The following is a 17,962-nucleotide window of genomic DNA, read 5'->3' as shown; positions in this document are numbered from 1 at the left end:
GGGTAAAAAACGCAGAAACGGCCGCCTCAAAAAAAACCGCCTGACAAAAAAATCATAACTTATTGTATTAGTTGAATTAAATAAAAAAATCGCATTCAGCGCACTTTACCACGGCTTATACCAGGCTAAAAAAATGAAATATTCTGTCAAAGTTTCTTGTACAACTTTTAAATTCCTGTATAACTTTATCTCGTGATGTTAAATCACTTGTAACGAGGTGCTTTGCACCGCATCTGAAGGTGTTGTGGATTTCCACCTTCAGATGCAATTTTTTTGCGTCAGCCGGCAACCGGCTATCAACCGACGCACACTCCCCAATTCTTTATGAGGCCTGACATGCAAACAACAATGAATACAGAGTCTCAGATTTCTGATTACTTTATGAACTCTGGCGCCGCGATGACGACAGAAAAACAGGTTATCGCTGCGGTTCACGCTGAACTCGCCCATTCAAAAGCCCATGTCTCAGATAAAGACATTGTGCTGGGCCTGATTCATCGCCTGGAGAGCGAGCGTGACGTAGTTAAGCAGGATATTTACCGTCAGGCTCTGGAACACGTTTTGCAACGTGCAACGGCCACCAGTGAAAGCTGAATTGTTAAACAGCTATAGCGGAAGTGAGGATGCTTTCCCGTACTGAATCAGCCCCTTTTAATGGGGGCTTTTTTATCTCTTCTGCACTGAGTCATATGTCACTTTCTCATCGTTGATATTGCCTGTCCTGTCGTACCAGATATAGCTCCGAAAATGACCTATTTCCCCGCTTTTTTTACCGTAAATTCCGATTAATTGCTCTCGTTTCGCTTTATTTATCCGATATCTGTGTCCAGGCTTTTCCTGCATCTACTGCAAACACAGGCGAGGAAAATAGCTATGTTTCATCATTCATCAAAACTTCAATTCCCGGTTCGTGTAGAGAAGCCCGACCCAGAGTTTGCCATGCTGTTACAGCAAGCCATCGGCGGCGTCGAAGGTGAGATTCGTGTAGCGATGCAATACTTTTTCCAGGCGATGGGCGCGCGAGGTGATGCGCGGATTCGGGATCTGCTGATCTCCACCGCCACCGAAGAGCTGAGTCATATCGAAATGCTGGGCTACGCTGTGGCGCTGAACCTTGAAGGTGCACCGCTCTCTTACCAGGAAGCGTCAGCGAAAGATCCGGTGGTCAATGCCATTCTGGGCGGCATGAACCCACGCCATATCCTCTCTTCCGGTCTGGCAGCGATGCCGGTAAATGCCAACGGCATGCCTTTCGACATGAGCCACATCTACGCATCCGGCAACGTGGCCGCCGATATGCTGGCTAACGTCACCGCAGAAGCCACGGGCCGTGTGCTGGCTACCCGCCTCTACAACATGACCGAAGACAAAGGCATGAAGGATTTCCTCTCCTTCCTGATTGCTCGTGACACCATGCACCAGCAGCAGTGGCTGGCAGTGATCGAAGAGATGGGCGGACTGAACGCGTCGCTGCCAATCCCGAACAGCTTCCCGCAGGAACATGAGGCGCAGGAGCATTCTTACTACTGTCTGAATACCTCGCTGGATAAACCGCTGCCGGAAGGTCGCTGGAGCAGTGGTCCAGCTTACGATGGTCATGGTCAGTTCAGCGCGAAACAGCAGCCCGACATTCTGGGCGATGAGCCGGTGCTGGGCAATGCCCGTCCCGGTTCCGGTGCACAGTCAGAACAGATCGACGGCGTCACCCCACCAAAACCTTAATCCCTCGCCTGTCAGGGTCCAATGCCCTGACAGGGTTGATCCCTTTTTACGGAGGAAAAGTCATGTCATCCACTCAGCGTCCACTCCCCCCTTTTGCCGCGCAGCAGCAGACGTGGCCAGGCAGTACTGCCGCGATGCAGCCGCAGCCCGATCACGGTGAAGAGAGCTATCAGGGTTCCGGCCGTCTGGCGGGTAAAAAAGCGATTATTACCGGCGGGGATTCTGGCATTGGCCGGGCCGTGGCCATTGCCTTTGCCCGGGAAGGTGCCGATGTGCTGATCTCTTATCTTGATGAGCATGAGGATGCGCAGGACACCGCCCGGCTTGTCGAGGCCGCCGGTCAGAAAGCGCTGCTGGTGCCAGGCGACATCACCGATGCCTCACACTGTAATGCGCTGGTTGATAAAGCCGTTGAAGCCTTTGGTGAGATTAACATTGTGGTCAATAATGCGGCATATCAGATGACACGCGAGTCGCTGGAGGAGATCAGCGACGACGAGTTTGATCGCACCATGAAAACGAATCTTTACGCGATGTTCTACATCACTAAAGCGGCCACAAAGCACATGCCAGCGGGCGGATCGATCATCAACACCGCCTCGATCAATGCCGACCAGCCGAAACCGAAGCTGCTCGCCTACTCCGCGACTAAAGCCGCCATTATTAACTTCTCCGGAGGCCTGGCTGCCCTGCTGGCAGAGAAAGGTATCCGAGCTAATGTGGTCGCGCCCGGTCCTATCTGGACACCGCTAATCCCCTCGACCATGCCGGTTGAACAGGTGAAAAACTTTGGCAGTGAAGTGCCGCTGCAGCGTGCCGGTCAACCTGCTGAGCTGGCACCCACCTACGTGATGCTGGCCAGTGACGAAGCCAGCTACATTTCCGGCGCGACTATCGCCGTTACGGGCGGCGTGGCTATTATTTAACGTTCGCCGCTTCCCTGGTCTCTTCGGCCAGGGAATTTCCTATCAGTTTCTGCGCGATCCCCCACTGATAAAGCGGTTCCCGCGCCAGATTCTTCATTTTCACTTCGCACATGATATCGAAATCCTGGAACGACAGTGCCCACGCATTCAGCGTCGGATTAAAGAAGTAGTCGGAGTGCGCCCGCAGTTTGCTTTTGCTCACACCCAGCTGCTGCTGATCGGGCCAGCCCTCCTGCGGAATAATCCCCTCCTGAGAAATCGAATAGTGCAGCACCGGCCGCACACCCCGCCATGAGTCAATGACGCTGGCAACACGCGCGTCATCCGGCTGAATAAACTCACTCTCTTTTACCCAGTGATGGTGAATATCCAGCACCACCGGACAGAGGGGTGCTGCCTGCAGCACATCATCCAGCGAGCAGGAAATCTCATCATTTTCAACTGTCAGCATCCGCCGCGCTTCCGGGCTGAGCTGATTAAACGCGTGTTTAAAACCGTCGAATCCCGCCCTGCCATTCATATGAATGTTGATTTTAAAATCCTGGAAGGTCTTACCGTAGCCCATGAGACAGGCGCAAAGCGCGTGATACTCCACATCTTCCAGTGCGCGCGTCACCACATCCGGATTATCGGAAGCCAGCACCGTATATTGTCCCGGATGGAATGAGAGCCGGATTTGATGCGTCCGCGCCAGCTCGCCACAGCGGGCAAAGAGTGGATAAAGCTCAGGCAGAAATTCCGCAAAGAGCGGCGTGGCTTCGGGAACCGTATAGAGCGGCAGCAGGTCGCTGCCGATGCGCATCATTCTGAGTGGCGCCGGTAACGTAGCCAGATGCTCCAGTGTCAGGTAGAGATTATTAAGGTTAGTAACGGTAATCTCATGAATCAGCTGATGACGTTCAGCCTGAGGTAAACTCAGAAATCGTTTACGGGTGGTGGCGCGAAACGGGAAAAACTGTTTACCGTCGCTATTGAGATACTTACATGCAAAACCTAATTTCATGTCTGCTCCTGATTTATGCTTATCAGAAGTGTAACAGGCCTCTGGCGACCAGCCAGTCGCGGGCCACAGAGATCGGGGGTTAACCATGACAGGGAGAATCACCATGCAGGGTCACCAGATCCAGCGCACCGCTATCGACGCGGCTGAACGGCTGCCCGCCGCCGAATCAGGCTATCCTTTCGGGCCGGAACATCAGGTTTATAAAGTGTGTGGAAAAGTGTTTTTACTGCTGACGGAACTGCGGGGCGTGCCGATTATCACCCTGAAGTGTGAACCGCAGCAGGCAGAGCTGCACCGGGTGATCTATCCCTCGATCACCGCCGGTTATCATATGAATAAACGTCACTGGATCACGGTGTATCCGGGTGACGGCCTCTCTCCCGGCCTGATTCAGCAACTGGTTGAAGGGTCGTATCAGCGAGTAGTGCGCGGCATCCCCGCCTCACGCCGTCCGGCCTGGGTGGGATAAAGGCAGTGACAGCGCGTCACAGAAACCCCGCTGTCATCAGCGGGCCATCCGATCCCGGCCCTTCACTTAATGGTGCAGCATCTCTTCCACGACCTGTGGATTTGTCATCTGGTAAGGGTAATAAGTTGGCCAGTTGTCCATTTCAGCCAGCAACGTCTGCTGAGACTGATTACCCATAAAGATGTGGAAGTGAGCAGACTTGCGTGGGCCGATGGTATGATCGCTGAACTGCACATATTTCGGGGCGTTGCTGCTGGCGTCCTGACACTCAAACAGGTAACGCACCCCTTTTTTACCCGAGGTATAGGTCAGGATTTTGTGGCCTGCATAGCGATAGTGGCAGGCGCTGACCCGATCACCGACATGGAACTCCATTACCCCGTTTTCAATACCGATAGTATCGACGTCGGTGGCGTAGCCTTTGCGATAATAAGCTTTAATCTCCTCTGACGTTTTGCTCTTGTCCTGCTGCGCTTTCTTCTGCCAGACCGGATCCAGCTCGCCGCTTTGCAGCAGCGGATAAACTGACTGCCACAGCCCGTCCCAGTCAGAGAGTGGGCGATCTTTCACGTCGCTGTCAGCAAAAACCCCTTCGGCTGCTTTCTGCTCCATTACTGATAGCGATTTGCCATGTGTATGCGTGCCATGTGCCAGCGCCTGCTGGCTGATGAGCAGCGCGCCCATGATCCCCATCCATTTACCTGCATGATTCGTCAAAGCCTGATCCTCAGTCAACATTACAAAATGAAATGTTATGATATAACATTTCCAAACTCAATCAGGAATGACACCTCTCCTTATTAATTTTATTTATAGATTTTCACCCTCTCGCGGAATATCACGCAGTCCGGCGAGAGGCGAATCTGACAGGGTTACAAAGCAGGTAGCCAGCATAGTGGGTGCGGGCTGACACGCCGCTAAGCCAGACGGCACAAGGCGTGGATAAGCGAAGCGATAACAGGCATTCAGACGTAAGCCTGGTTTTTCTGCCGGACAAAAAAGGGACAGTGACAGCGGTTAAATGGCCGGTTTACCCTCAGTATTGTTCAGGTTGTTCTATATTTAGTGTCGTCGAAAGTAAAATAACAGCTGGAGCATAGATTCATGTCGAAAGAAACAGAGAAGAAACCCCTGAGCGAACACGCCCCCACCACCGGTCCGGAATCATCAGAACCGGGTCTGGGATCGCTGGCACCGAAAGATGGTTCGCATCAGCCCCCAGCCGAACCGACCCCGCCAGGCAAACAGCCCACCGCCCCGGGCAGTCTGAAAGCGCCGCAGACACACAGCGCCAAACTTGACCAGCTTGAAGCCAGCCGTAAAAACGGCACCCATCAGGCTCTCACCACGAATCAGGGCACGCGCATCGCCAATGACCAAAGCTCACTGCTCGCGGGTTCGCGAGGTCCGACGCTGCTGGAAGACTTTATACTGCGTGAGAAAATCACGCATTTTGACCATGAGCGTATCCCGGAGCGTATCGTTCACGCCCGTGGTTCTGCCGCACACGGCTATTTTCAGCCTTACCGCTCACTGAAAGATCTGACCAAAGCGCAGTTCCTGAGCGACCCCGAGCAGACCACGCCGGTGTTCGTGCGTTTCTCCACGGTTCAGGGTGGCGCTGGCTCTGCGGATACCGTACGTGATATCCGCGGTTTCGCCGCCAAGTTCTACACCGAAGAAGGTGTCTTTGACCTGGTCGGTAACAACACGCCGGTATTCTTTATTCAGGATGCCCATAAATTCCCTGACTTTGTGCACGCCGTTAAGCCGGAGCCGCACAATGAAATCCCGCAGGGTCAGAGTGCCCATGACACCTTCTGGGATTACGTCTCTCTTCAGCCGGAAACCATGCACAACGTCATCTGGGCGATGTCTGACCGGGGTATTCCGCGCAGCTATCGCACCATGGAAGGTTTTGGCATTCACACCTTCCGCCTGATCAACGCCGAAGGCAAAGCGACCTTTGTCCGCTTCCACTGGAAGCCGGTGGCCGGTAAAGCTTCGCTGCTGTGGGATGAGTCGCAGAAACTGACCGGTCGCGATCCCGACTTCCATCGCCGCGATCTGTGGGAAGCGATTGAAGCCGGTGATTTCCCGGAATATGAACTGGGTCTGCAGCTAATCCCGGAAGAGGATGAATTCAAATTCGACTTCGATATTCTGGATGCCACCAAGCTGATCCCGGAAGCGCTGGTGCCGGTGGAAATTGTCGGCAAGATGGTGCTGAACCGTAACCCGGATAACTTCTTTGCGGAAACCGAGCAGGTGGCGTTCCACCCGGGCCATATCGTGCCGGGCCTGGATTTCTCCAACGATCCACTGCTGCAGGGCCGTCTGTTCTCCTATACCGACACGCAGATCAGTCGTCTGGGCGGACCGAACTTCCATGAGATCCCGATTAACCGTCCGACCTGCCCGTACCATAACTTCCAGCGTCAGGGCATGCATCGCCAGGACATCGACACCAACCCGGCGAACTACGAGCCGAACTCGATCAACGACAACTGGCCGCGCGAAACGCCACCGGCTGCGAAAGGCGGCGGTTTCGAGAGCTATCAGGAGCGGGTTGAGGGTCACAAAGTGCGCGAGCGCAGCCCGTCATTCGGTGAATATTATTCCCAGCCGCGCCTGTTCTGGAACAGCCAGACAGAAGTCGAACAGCAGCACATCATTGGTGCCTACTCATTTGAACTGAGTAAAGTGGGCCGTGCCTACATCCGTGAGCGCGTGGTGGATCTTCTGGCGCGTATCGATACTAAACTGGCACAGGGCGTAGCGGATAATCTGGGCCTCGCCCTGACCGATGAGCAGCGCAATATCCAGCCTCCTGCGGCGGTGAATGGCCTGACGAAAGATGACAGCCTGAGCCTCTACGCTATCCCGGATGGTGAGATTAAAGGCCGTCAGGTGGCGCTGCTGTTGAGCGATGGTGTGAAGGCGGCGGATGTGCTGGCGATTCTGCAGGCGCTGAAAGCGGAAGGTGTGCACACAAAACTGCTGGCGCCGCATATGGGCCAGGTGCGCGCGGATGACGGTTCTGTGCTGCCGATCGATGCCACCTTTGCCGGCCTGCCGTCTCTGACTTTTGATGCGGTGATGGTGCCGAATGGTAATATTGATGCCCTGCTGTTAAGCGGCGATGCCCGCTACTTCCTGCTGGAAGCCTACAAACACCTCAAGGTGATTGGTCTGGTGGGCGACGCGCGTCGCTTTAAAGCGCAGTTCGGTCTGGAAGATGCCGATCAGGAAGAAGGCATTGTGCAGGGCGACGCGGCGGAGGACGCACTGATGTCTGATTTTACGCAGGCGATGAAAGCGCACCGCGTCTGGTCACGCAGCCAGAAGGCACAGTCCGTTCCTGCCTGATGCGTTAAGTGAATAAAAAACCGCCCCTGGGGGCGGTTTTTTTATGCTGAAACTGTAGCACGGCCGCGTGCGCAGTGATCCGTCAGATATTCCGTTATCAGAAAGTCTGCCAGTTCTCATTGTCTGTCACGGCGACAGGCTGACGTTTGGGCACGGCAATCGCCTTCGCAACCGGTGCGGCGGAGAACGCGGCGTGCATGCTGCCGGTTTTAAAGACCGATACTGTTTTACGCAGGTAGCTCGCCTGCTCTTCCAGTGAGGCAGCAGCAGTCGCGGACTCCTCTACCAGCGCGGCGTTCTGCTGCGTTACACCATCCATCTCAGAAACCGCAATGCAGACCTGCTCAATGCCGCGGGTCTGTTCAGTGGAGGAGGCAGCGATCTCTTCGATCAGCTGCGTCACCCGGCTCACCGACTTCACGATGCTCTCCATGGCGATGCCCGCCTGGGAAGCGTGACCGGCACCGGTTTTAATGCGCTCGGCTGAGCGGTCAATCAATCCACGAATCTCCTGCGCGGCACTGGCGCTGCGTCCGGCCAGCGAGCGTACTTCACCTGCGACAACGGCGAATCCACGCCCCTGCTCACCGGCACGCGCGGCTTCAACCGCAGCGTTCAGCGCCAGAATATTGGTCTGGAAGGCGATGCTGTCGATAATGGCGATAATACCGGCGATCTGATTCGAGCTTTCGCTGATCTGATCCATGTTGGCGATAACGCGGGCAACGGTTTCGCCGCCCTGCAGGGCGGTGGCTGACGCCTCTTTCGACACCGTTGTCGCCTGCTGCGCATTGTCTGCGTTGAGCTTCACCGTTGAGGTGAGCTGCTCCATGCTGGCGGCGGTCTGTTCCAGTGCAGCAGCCTGCTGTTCAGTACGGGAAGAGAGATCGGTGCTGCCAGCAGAAATTTCCGCGGCACCGGTAAAAATAGAGCGGGTCGCGTCATCGACCGAAGTAATGGTCACCACCAGCGCATCGCGCATCTGTTGCAGTTCCTGAATCAGCAGGCCCATCTCATTGCGGCCTTCGTGCTGAATATCAGAGGTTAAATCACCTGCCGAAATGGTGCGCATATGCCCTGTCAGCCTGGCCAGCGGACTAATCAGCAATTTTTGCAGTCCCATCCAGACCGCCACGCCAATCACGCCAGTGATCAGGCCAATCGTCAGCAGCGCCCAGAGCGCATCTGTCAGACTGCGCTGGTTATGTTCTGAAGTATCTTTCATCAGCTGGATGTTCACCGCACGCCAGGCCTCATAGGCACTGTCGAGCTGGTCCTGCGCCGCCTGTGCTTCGAGGTTGCCATAGGCCGCGTAATTACCCTGCTTTAAAAAGGTAATTGAGGCCAGCATGGTCTCATGCATCTGCTGATAGGCGGTCTGAACCTGCGCCGACTGCGCTTCGCTCTGCCCCTCTTTGCGTGGCATCGCCTGCCAGGCTTTAAAGTCGGCATCGGCTCTGTCCGCAGACTGGCCCGCCTGCTCCAGCAGCGTGGCGATGGCGGCCAGTGATTTAGGATCCTGCTGGTTTTTCAGGAAACGGATAGCGACGCGGTTGATGGTAACGCGGGTTTTAATCAGGGTTTTCACCGCATCGCTCAGGTGCTGCTGCTGCAGGGTCAGCTGTTCTGCTGCCACGAAGTTTTTGTCGGCGTTTGAGACGCCGTTGTAAAACAGAAATCCGGTCAGGGTCAGTAACGTAATAAAGACGGCAAGCACCGCCAGAATACCGTGGGTTATTTTAAGATTTTTAAGCATGTCTGCAGGCTCATATCAGAGAAGTTAGAGTGGTTATCGGCTGGCTTGAGATTTATCTGAGTCTGCGAACAAAGAAGTTAACAAGACGCCACCTGCCGGGCGCAGCCAGCGCGCCGCTCAGGACAGAATAAAGTTGCGGCTCTGCCTGAACGCATTTGACGCTTAACAACCGACCCTGTGCTGTGGTTGAATTCGCCCCTTACTTTTTCGCACGTGGTTAACATGCATTACATTCAGAGTCTGATGAGTTTTATAGAGGGAAACAGAGTGCTGTCGATCAGCTTTAGCCTGTTGCTGCTGATCGTGGCCGGGCTGGTCACTCACCTGATCTGCAAATTCTTCATCGTCAAAGTGATCAGGAAGGTCTTTTTCAGCAGCCATAAAAAGGGTGTGCCACTGGATAAGGACATTCGCCTCTCTCAGAAGCTGTCAAATTTTGTGCCGGTAATTGTGGTCTACAACTTTCTGCAATTTATGCCAGGCCTGCCTGAAAACCTGAAAGTGGCGATTCAGACCATCTGCGGCATCCTGTTTTTTGTCTATCTGTCGATCTTCTTCAACGAAGTGCTGGAGATTGTTAACAACTCCTATACGCGCAAATCCAAGCGCAAGAATCACTCGATCAAGGGCTATATCCAGATTGGCAAAATCCTGGTGCATATCATCGCCGCAATCATGATTCTGGCGATTATGTCCAATAAGTCACCTGCCATTATTATCTCCTCGCTGGGTGCGGTTGCCGCGGTGTTGATGCTGATCTTCCAGCATACGCTCCTGTCGCTGGTGGCGAACATTCAGCTCTCCTCCAACGATGTCCTGCAACTGGGCGACTGGATTGAGATGCCGGACAGAAACATCAGCGGTGAGGTGATCGACATTGCGCTGCATACCATCACCATCCGCAACTGGGATAACACTATTTCACGTATTCCGACCAAGAACTTCCTGACCGAAACCTACACCAACTGGCAGGCGATGTTCTCGTCGGGTGCGCGCCGCATCATGCGCAGCTTTCATCTGGATCAGAAGTCGATCACCTTTGTGAATCAGGAGATGCTGCAATCGATGAGCCAGATCCGCCTTGCAGGCGAAACGATCACTGAACTGCTGGATGGACGCGATATCAATGCCGTCGGCGAACGCTGGTTTATGGAGAACGGCATCACCAATCTGATGGTGTTCCGCAAATACCTGTCTGCCTGGCTGGCCCAACGCGATGACATTATGAAAGAGATGTATATCGTGGTACGACCGCTGAAGCCGTCGCCGGATGGGCTGCCGGTGGAGATCTACTGCTTCACCTCATCAATTTTCTGGGCGGATTATGAAAATACCCAGGCGGCGATTTTTGAGTATATCTATGCAATAGCCCGCGTGTTTGAACTGCAAATCTACCAGCATCCGGCAGGTTCCGATTTCGCCCGACTGGCTCAGCCACGGCCCGAGAGCCGGGATGCGCAGCAGAGCGGCATACAGTAACCGATGATGCGCGGTGGCAATCTCCTGCCACCGCCGTAGTAAACTTAGCTAAGCCTTAGCTCTTGCTGAGCGCATAGTTCAGCACTTTGTCATTTTTCATCTGCACGGTCAGCGTCTGCCCCTCGGTGGTGTTCAGGGTGCGCGCCTCGCTGTAGGTCCATTTCAGCAGCCGCTGCCCGTCCGGGTAAGGCGTTTCACTGTCAGGCTGACCAAACAGCGCAATCAACTGAGCTTTGGTGGTCTGACCGGCATGAATCTGCTGCAGATTACTGTTGTCCAGCCGATGTCCGACCCGATTAGAACAGGCGGCGAGCAGTAAAAGCGTGGCTAACAGAACGCATTTCCTCACGTAACATCCTTTTGAAGTGTTCAGCGCCGCAGGTCATCCAGTACGACCTGCGCGATCGCGCTTAAGCTTATAGCGAATCCTCGCTATCCGGCAGGGTTTTCTGCGCCTGCACCGTCTCCTTTCCCCAGGCAGAGGCCGATTCAGGGTAATTAACGCAAATTAATGCCACCAGACACCTCGCCGCCCTGCGATTGCAACATCTTAGTCTATGATTACTTTCTGTATGCCGCGTGGAAGCGGTCTCACTCCCCCCTTCCCGCCGCATAACGCTGAACATCAGTCCTGCGTTCTGGCTGAAGAGACGCGCCAGCCCACCTGGCATCCTGGTCTCGCTGCACGGTTTATGATTTCTGACGCTTACGTCATCGACATCCTTTTCACGCGGTGGCCGCCATCGCGTATTTCCAGGCTAAATGAGGCAACTGAATGGAATCCAAATCTTTTTTTAAAAGTTGGGGCGCTGAACGGGTTGCCAGTGATGAGGTGCGTTTCCGCCTCTGGGCAACCGGTCAGCAACGCGTGACGCTGCGGCTCTCCGGCAAAGACATTGAAATGACACCGCAGGCAGATGGCTGGTTTGAAACCCAGGTCGCGGGTGTGGCAGCAAATGCCGAATATGATTTTGTGCTGGCGGATGGCACGGCCGTGCCCGATCCCGCCGCCCGTGCTCAGAAAGCGGAGGTTAACGGCCCGTCGCTGGTGATCGATCCTGATGCGTATCAGTGGCAAAACACAGGCTGGAAGGGCCGTCCGTGGCAGGAGTCGGTAGTGTATGAACTGCACATCGGCACCTTTACGCCTGAAGGCACCTTCCGGGCGGCAATTGAAAAACTGCCGATGCTGGCTGAAACCGGCATCACCATGATTGAAGTGCTGCCGGTGTCGCAGTTTGGCGGTAATCGCGGGTGGGGCTACGATGGCGTGCTGCTCTATGCACCCCATGCTGCCTACGGTTCGCCCGATGATTTCAAAGCCTTTATCGATGCGGCGCACGGCCATGGTCTGTCTGTTGTGCTGGATATCGTGCTGAACCACTTCGGCCCGGAGGGCAACTATCTGCCGCTGCTGGCGCCAGACTTCTTCCACAAAGAGCGCCAGACGCCGTGGGGCGCGGGTATCGCCTATGACGTGGATGCGGTACGCCGCTATATCGTGGAAGCGCCGCTCTACTGGCTGCAGGAGTTCAATCTGGATGGCCTGCGCTTTGACGCCATCGATCAGATTGATGATCCGAGCGAAAAACATGTGCTGATTGAGATTGCTGAGCGCATCCGCGCCACCATTACCGACCGCCCTGTTCATCTCACTACCGAAGACTGCCGTAACGTCACCTTCCTGCATCCGCGTGATGAAAACGGAGAAGCGCCGCTGTTCACCGGCGAATGGAACGATGACTTCCATAACGCCGTGCATGTGCTGGCAACCGGTGAAACGCACGCTTATTACCAGGATTTCGCCGACCAGCCGGAACAGCGGGTCGCGCGGGCGCTGGCCGAAGGCTTTGTCTATCAGGGCGAGGTTTCACCGCAGTCGGGTGAGCCACGCGGCGTGAAAAGCAGCCGTCAGCCACCTGTCGCCTTTGTCGACTTTATCCAGAACCATGATCAGACGGGTAACCGTGCACAGGGCGAAAGGCTGGTCTCGCTGGCAGGTGCAGAGCGGACGCAGGTGCTGCTGGCCATGTTACTGGTCTCGCCGCACATCCCGCTGCTGTTTATGGGTGAAGAGTATGGTGAAACCCGGCCGTTCCTGTTCTTTACCGATTTCCACGGCGATCTGGCGAAAGCTGTGCGTGAAGGTCGCGCCCGCGAGTTTGAAGGCCATGCCGGTCACGGTGAAACGGTGCCGGATCCCAATGATGTCACCACCTTTGAACAGTCGAAGCTTAACTGGCCGCGCACAGAAACGCCGGAAGGTCAGCAGTGGCTGGCGCTGACGCGTCATCTGCTGGCACTGCGTCAGGAACATATTGTGCCGCTGCTGCAGACGGCCGGGGGTGATGCCGGTCAGATAGTGAAAACGTCAGAAGGTTTCCTGGCCGTTCGCTGGGACTTCCCGCTGGGCACACTGTCACTGGCGCTGAACGTCGGCGACAGCACGCAGCCGATCCCGGATTTACCGGGCGAAACCCTGTTTGCCTGGCCGCAGACCGCCACCGAACTGATTCCCAACGCGATTGTCGTGCGTCTGGAAAAGAGAGAAGCAGAATGAATATTCCAACCGCAACGTACCGCATTCAGTTCCGCAACGGCATGACCTTTGACCGTGCGGCGGCGCTGGTGCCCTACCTGAAACAGCTGGGTATCAGCCATCTCTATGCGTCGCCGATCTTCAGCGCGACCGCAGAGTCGACTCACGGCTATGACGTGACCGACGTTAACCAGATCGAGCCGTCGATTGGCGGCCGTGAAGGCTTTGATCGCATGGCTGGCGCACTGAAAGCCGCCGGTCTGGGGCTGATTCTCGATATCGTCCCTAACCATATGGCCGCCTCGCTGGAGAACACCTGGTGGCGCGACGTTATTGAGCATGGCGAACAGAGTCGCTATGCCCATTATTTCGATATCGACTGGTCACGCCGCCTGACGCTGCCGTTCCTCGGTGACACTTTTGAGGCGGTGCTGGAAAAAGGTGAAATCAGCGTGCAGCGGGATCCGCAAACCGGCAAGCCGGCGCTGGCCTACTTCGATAATTTCTATCCGCTGAAGCCGGAGACCTGGCAGGATCGGGAAGAGGCCGTACTGGCCCTGCGTGATGCCGCACAGATTGCTGAACTGCATGACCAGCAGCCGTGGCAACTGATCTCCTGGCGCGATGCGCCCAACAATCTCTCCTACCGTCGCTTCTTCGAAGTGACCGGTCTGGTGGGCGTGCGTGTGGAAGATAAAACGGTCTTTGATGCCGCACATCAGCTGATCCTCGAACTGGTCCACAGCGGCGCGGTGCAGGGATTGCGCGTTGACCACGTGGATGGTCTGGCCGACCCGCGCGGCTATCTGGAGCAGTTACGCCAGGCTGCCGGTCCCGACTGCTATCTTACCGTGGAGAAAATCCTCGGCGACAATGAACAGCTGCCTGACGAGTGGCCGGTTTCCGGCACCACCGGGTATGAGTTTATGGCTGCTCTCGCCAATCTGCTGGTCGACAGCGACCGCCTGAGCGGCCTGCGCAAGGCGTATCAGGCCGTTATCGGCAAAACCGTTGACATGAAAGCAGAGCTGCGTGCCGCCAAACTACTGATGGCGAACCGCAATTTCGCCGGTGAATTTAACCGGTTACAACAACTGGCACTGAAGATTGCCGATGCAGACGGCAAACCACAGCCGGAGGCGGAACTGAAAAATGCGCTGCGGGAACTGCTGGTTGCCTTTCCGGTTTATCGCACCTATGGCACGCCAGAAGGCCTGACACCCGCCGACACCGCGCTGCTGCAACAGGTGGTCAGCGAGGTCAAAGCCAGCGACCACGCGCCAGACACCCAGGCGCTCGACTTCCTGACGCGTATTCTGCGCGCTGACGTTGCCGACGCTGCTCGCGACGATGCCACGCAGTTCCGCACCCGCTTCCAGCAGCTGACCGGGCCGTTGATGGCGAAATCAGTCGAGGACACCCTCTTCTTCCGTCAGCATATGGCGCTGGCGCTGAATGAAGTCGGCGCTGAACCGCTGGCACGTCACTTCTCGCTGGATCAGTTTCATGCCGAGATGCAGGCGCGGCGCGAACATCAGCCCGATGCGCTGTCAGGCACCTCAACGCACGATACCAAGCGCGGTGAAGATGCCCGTGCGCGTCTCTATACGCTGACCGAAGCGCCGCAGCGCTGGGCGGAGTGCGTCAGCCGCTGGCGGGAGATGAATCAGGACCATGTCGTTCGGCTGAAAGATGGTCCGGCACCGGAGCCGGCCGTCGAGTGGATGCTGTATGAAGCACTGGCCGGGGTCTGGCCCACGACGCTTCAGCCGCAGGATGCCGACGGCCTGGCGGCGCTGGAAGCCCGCTTTGTGGTCTATGTGGAGAAAGCGCTGCGTGAAGCCAAACTCCGCACCGACTGGGCCGACAACAACGACGCCTATGAAGAGGCGGTGCTGGGTTATGCCCGTCACCTGCTCGCGCCCGCTAACAGCGCATTCCTCAATGACTTCTGCCAGTCGCTGCAACCCTTTATGCGTGCCGGACTGGTTAACAGTCTGACCCAGACCGTGGTGAAACTTACCGCACCTGGCGTACCCGATATTTACCAGGGCAGCGAGGCGCTGGACTTCAGCCTGGTCGATCCCGATAACCGCCGCGAGCCTGATTTCGATGCCCTGGCGGCGATGCTTACGGCGCCACAGCACGACGGCAGCGAAGCGCACTGGCTGCATGGTCAGGTCAATCAGCAGGCAATTGTGAAGCTGCTGGCGTTGCGTCAGCAGCAGCCTGAGCTGTTCCGTCGCGGCGACTATCTGGCGCTGTCGGCGGAGGGCGAGCAGCAGGATAAGGTGCTGGCTTTTGCCCGCACGCTTCAGGATCAGGCGGTGATTGTGATTGTGTCACGCCGGGTGTTTAACGCGCTGCCAGAGAATCTCGATCAGCCACCCGCCGCGCGCTGGGCTGATACGGTTATCGCCCTGCCTGCAGCACTGGGCCAGCGTGAGTATCAGGATGTCCTGAGCGGTAAAACGCTTGATGCAGGCGACCAGTTGCCGCTTACAGCGCTGGCGGCACAGTGGTGCGCTGTGCTGGTCGCAAAATGAAAACCGGCATTAATGTTTTATACGCGTCAATCTGTTCATTGAATAACGAGGCATAAATGTCAAACAGTCAGCGTTTTGAAATTACGGCGGGTTACAGCCATTTACTGGGGGCCAACTTTGATGGTCAGGGCGTGAACTTCGCCCTGTTCAGCGCCCACGCCGAGCGGGTTGAACTCTGTCTGTACGATCCCAGCGGCAAAACGGAAATTGCCCGTCTGGAACTGCCGGAATATACCCATGAAGTGTGGCACGGCTACATTCCGGGGCTGAAACCCGGCGCGCTCTATGGCTATCGCGTCTATGGCCCTTATGATCCGGAAAATGGTCATCGCTTTAACCCGAACAAGTTACTGCTCGACCCGTACGCGCGTGAACTGGCAGGTGATATCGCCTGGAACGAGGCACACTTCGCGTACGATCTCTACCACGACGATAAAGATCTGACGTTCGACACCCGCGACAGCGCACCGTTTACACCAAAGTGCCGGGTTATCGATCCTAATGAATTCGACTGGCACGATCAAAACCGCCCGAACGTGCCATGGCCGAAAACCGTCATCTATGAAACCCACGTCAAAGGCTTCACGCAGCTCAACACGGCACTGCCACCGGAGATGCGCGGCACCTTTGACGGCATGAGCCATAAATCGACCGTCAACTACATTAAAAGCCTGGGCATTACCTCGGTTGAACTGCTGCCAGTGCACTGGTTCCCGGATGATCAGCATCTGCTGGATAAAGGGCTGAAAAACTTCTGGGGTTACAACACGCTGGGCTTCTTTGCGCCCGCGACCCGCTATTTCGGGCCGCGCGGCATTCAGGGCTTCCGTGACATGGTGCGCGCCTTCCATGATGCCGGTATCGAAGTGATCCTCGACGTGGTCTACAACCACACCGCCGAGGGCAATGAGCTGGGCCCGACGCTGTCGTTTAAGGGCATCGATAACTTCTCCTATTACCGTACGATGCCAGACCAGCATCGTTACTACATCAACGACACCGGCACCGGCAATACCGTCAACACCTCACATCCGCGCGTGCTGCAGATGGTGCTCGACTCCCTGCGTTACTGGTCAGAGTCGATGCATATCGACGGTTTCCGTTTTGACCTCGGCACCATTCTCGGTCGTGAGCCCGATGGATTCGACCCGCGCGGCGGCTTCTTCGATGCCATCATGCAGGACCCAATCCTGTCGCAGAAAAAGCTGATTGGCGAACCCTGGGATATCGGTCCGGGCGGCTACCAGGTGGGCAGCTTCCCGCCTGGCTGGGCAGAATGGAACGATCAGTACCGCGATACCGTGCGTGATTACTGGAAAGGCAACAACGTCTCTACCGACTTTGCCGCCCGCCTGCTGGGATCTGGCGACCTTTACGATCAGCACGGCCGTCGTCCGTGGGCCAGCGTCAATTTCATTACCGCACACGATGGCTTCACCCTCAACGATCTGGTGTCGTACAACGACAAACATAACGATGAGAATGGCGAAGATAATAACGACGGTCACAACGACAACCGCTCATACAACTACGGCGTTGAAGGCCCGACCGATGACGAAGGCATTAACGCGGTGCGTGAGCGTCAGAAACGTAACTTCCTTGCAACGCTGATCTTCTCTCACGGCACGCCGATGCTGCTGGCAGGCGACGAATTTGGCCGCAGCCAGATGGGCAACAACAACGGCTACTGTCAGGACAGCGAAATCTCCTGGGTACACTGGGATAACCTGCCCGAGTCTGCTGAGGCACTGCGCGAGTTCACTCGTCAGATCCTGACGCTGCGTGCTCAACAGCCGTTGCTGCGCCGCGAAAACTGGCGCGACGGTATGGATATCAAATGGTTCAACGCCGGTGGCGGCTTCCAGCAGTCTGAGCAGTGGGATGAAGGCTCAACGCTGGGGGTTTATATCGGCCGGCCGGATCTGCAGACCGAGGAAGGCATCTGGCATGACGTACTGATGCTGCTTAACCCGTTTGAAGGCAATGTGCCGTTCCGCATTCCGCAGTTCGGTGAAGGTGGCTGGGTGCTGGAGCTGACCACCAGCGACACCGCGAAGCGCGGTCTGGTGATCACCAAAGAGAAGGATTTCGAACTGGAAGGACGCAGTTTCGCCCTTTTCAGACGTCCCTAGCCGTTAACTCCGGTTAAAAAG

General features: G+C 56.1%; 13 protein-coding genes. 9 read left to right on the top strand and 4 right to left on the bottom strand.

Annotated elements, in window-relative coordinates:
• Window positions 1–399: 399 nt before the first annotated feature.
• The 3 genes from Q7C21_RS07025 (at window position 400) to Q7C21_RS07015 (ending at window position 2,648) form a co-directional block, all read left to right on the top strand.
• Complete coding sequence (locus Q7C21_RS07025; RefSeq protein ID WP_223296455.1) at window positions 400–594, top strand: biofilm development regulator YmgB/AriR family protein; 195 nt, start codon at window positions 400–402, stop codon at window positions 592–594.
• Between the two features lie 279 nt (window positions 595–873).
• Window positions 874–1,722: a manganese catalase family protein gene (locus tag Q7C21_RS07020; protein ID WP_187512649.1), complete on the top strand. Its 849-nt coding sequence runs from the start codon at window positions 874–876 to the stop codon at window positions 1,720–1,722.
• A gap of 62 nt (window positions 1,723–1,784) precedes the next feature.
• Complete coding sequence (locus Q7C21_RS07015; protein ID WP_003848953.1) at window positions 1,785–2,648, top strand: glucose 1-dehydrogenase; 864 nt, start codon at window positions 1,785–1,787, stop codon at window positions 2,646–2,648.
• Here the strand turns inward: Q7C21_RS07015 and Q7C21_RS07010 are convergent.
• Entirely contained in the window at window positions 2,641–3,651 is a 1,011-nt protein-coding gene (locus Q7C21_RS07010) for a UV damage endonuclease UvsE (protein WP_375150547.1), read from the bottom strand. The genes Q7C21_RS07015 and Q7C21_RS07010 overlap by 8 nt on opposite strands.
• 103 nt (window positions 3,652–3,754) lie before the next feature.
• Between Q7C21_RS07010 and Q7C21_RS07005 the strand changes: the two genes are divergently transcribed.
• Window positions 3,755–4,120 (top strand): MmcQ/YjbR family DNA-binding protein, encoded by a 366-nt coding sequence (locus Q7C21_RS07005; protein ID WP_110411467.1) that lies wholly within the window; start codon window positions 3,755–3,757, stop codon window positions 4,118–4,120.
• Between the two features lie 66 nt (window positions 4,121–4,186).
• Here the strand turns inward: Q7C21_RS07005 and zinT are convergent, their stop codons facing one another.
• Window positions 4,187–4,837, bottom strand: a complete 651-nt coding sequence (zinT, locus tag Q7C21_RS07000; RefSeq protein WP_375150546.1) for a metal-binding protein ZinT — start codon at window positions 4,835–4,837, stop codon at window positions 4,187–4,189.
• A gap of 387 nt (window positions 4,838–5,224) precedes the next feature.
• Between zinT and katE the strand changes: the two genes are divergently transcribed.
• Window positions 5,225–7,489, top strand: coding sequence for a catalase HPII (gene katE, locus Q7C21_RS06995; protein WP_003848945.1), 2,265 nt, complete (start codon window positions 5,225–5,227; stop codon window positions 7,487–7,489).
• 97 nt (window positions 7,490–7,586) lie between these two features.
• Here katE and Q7C21_RS06990 read toward each other — a convergent pair whose 3' ends face one another.
• Window positions 7,587–9,245 carry a methyl-accepting chemotaxis protein gene (locus Q7C21_RS06990; RefSeq protein WP_110411472.1) on the bottom strand — a complete coding sequence of 553 codons (1,659 nt, stop codon included), beginning with the start codon at window positions 9,243–9,245 and terminating at the stop codon, window positions 7,587–7,589.
• A 222-nt stretch (window positions 9,246–9,467) separates the two neighbouring features.
• Here Q7C21_RS06990 and Q7C21_RS06985 point away from each other — a divergent pair, with 222 nt between their 5' ends.
• The gene (locus Q7C21_RS06985) at window positions 9,468–10,724 is read left to right on the top strand and encodes a mechanosensitive ion channel family protein (RefSeq protein WP_003850244.1); all 1,257 of its coding nucleotides are present in this window, start codon (window positions 9,468–9,470) and stop codon (window positions 10,722–10,724) included.
• Window positions 10,725–10,779: 55 nt separating this feature from the next.
• On the opposite strand, the gene Q7C21_RS06980 is transcribed toward Q7C21_RS06985, so the two are convergent.
• The gene (locus tag Q7C21_RS06980; RefSeq protein ID WP_375150545.1) at window positions 10,780–11,073 is read right to left on the bottom strand and encodes a hypothetical protein; all 294 of its coding nucleotides are present in this window, start codon (window positions 11,071–11,073) and stop codon (window positions 10,780–10,782) included.
• 426 nt (window positions 11,074–11,499) lie between these two features.
• Between Q7C21_RS06980 and treZ the strand changes: the two genes are divergently transcribed.
• Genes treZ through glgX form a run of 3 tightly spaced genes read left to right on the top strand, consistent with a single transcriptional unit; the run spans window position 11,500 to window position 17,941 of the window.
• On the top strand, window positions 11,500–13,284 hold the full coding sequence (gene treZ / locus Q7C21_RS06975; protein ID WP_375150544.1) for a malto-oligosyltrehalose trehalohydrolase: 1,785 nt from the start codon (window positions 11,500–11,502) through the stop codon (window positions 13,282–13,284).
• Complete coding sequence (gene treY, locus Q7C21_RS06970) at window positions 13,281–15,809, top strand: malto-oligosyltrehalose synthase (protein ID WP_375150543.1); 2,529 nt, start codon at window positions 13,281–13,283, stop codon at window positions 15,807–15,809. The genes treZ and treY overlap by 4 nt, the downstream gene beginning before the upstream one ends.
• 56 nt (window positions 15,810–15,865) lie before the next feature.
• The gene (glgX, locus tag Q7C21_RS06965; protein ID WP_003850253.1) at window positions 15,866–17,941 is read left to right on the top strand and encodes a glycogen debranching protein GlgX; all 2,076 of its coding nucleotides are present in this window, start codon (window positions 15,866–15,868) and stop codon (window positions 17,939–17,941) included.
• Window positions 17,942–17,962 lie beyond the last annotated feature (21 nt).

The sequence above is a fragment of the Pantoea sp. ANP04 genome, assembly GCF_041982285.1.
In the GTDB taxonomy this organism is placed as follows: Bacteria; Pseudomonadota; Gammaproteobacteria; order Enterobacterales; family Enterobacteriaceae; genus Pantoea; species Pantoea eucalypti.
This window is presented reverse-complemented; position numbering and strand designations above follow the sequence as displayed.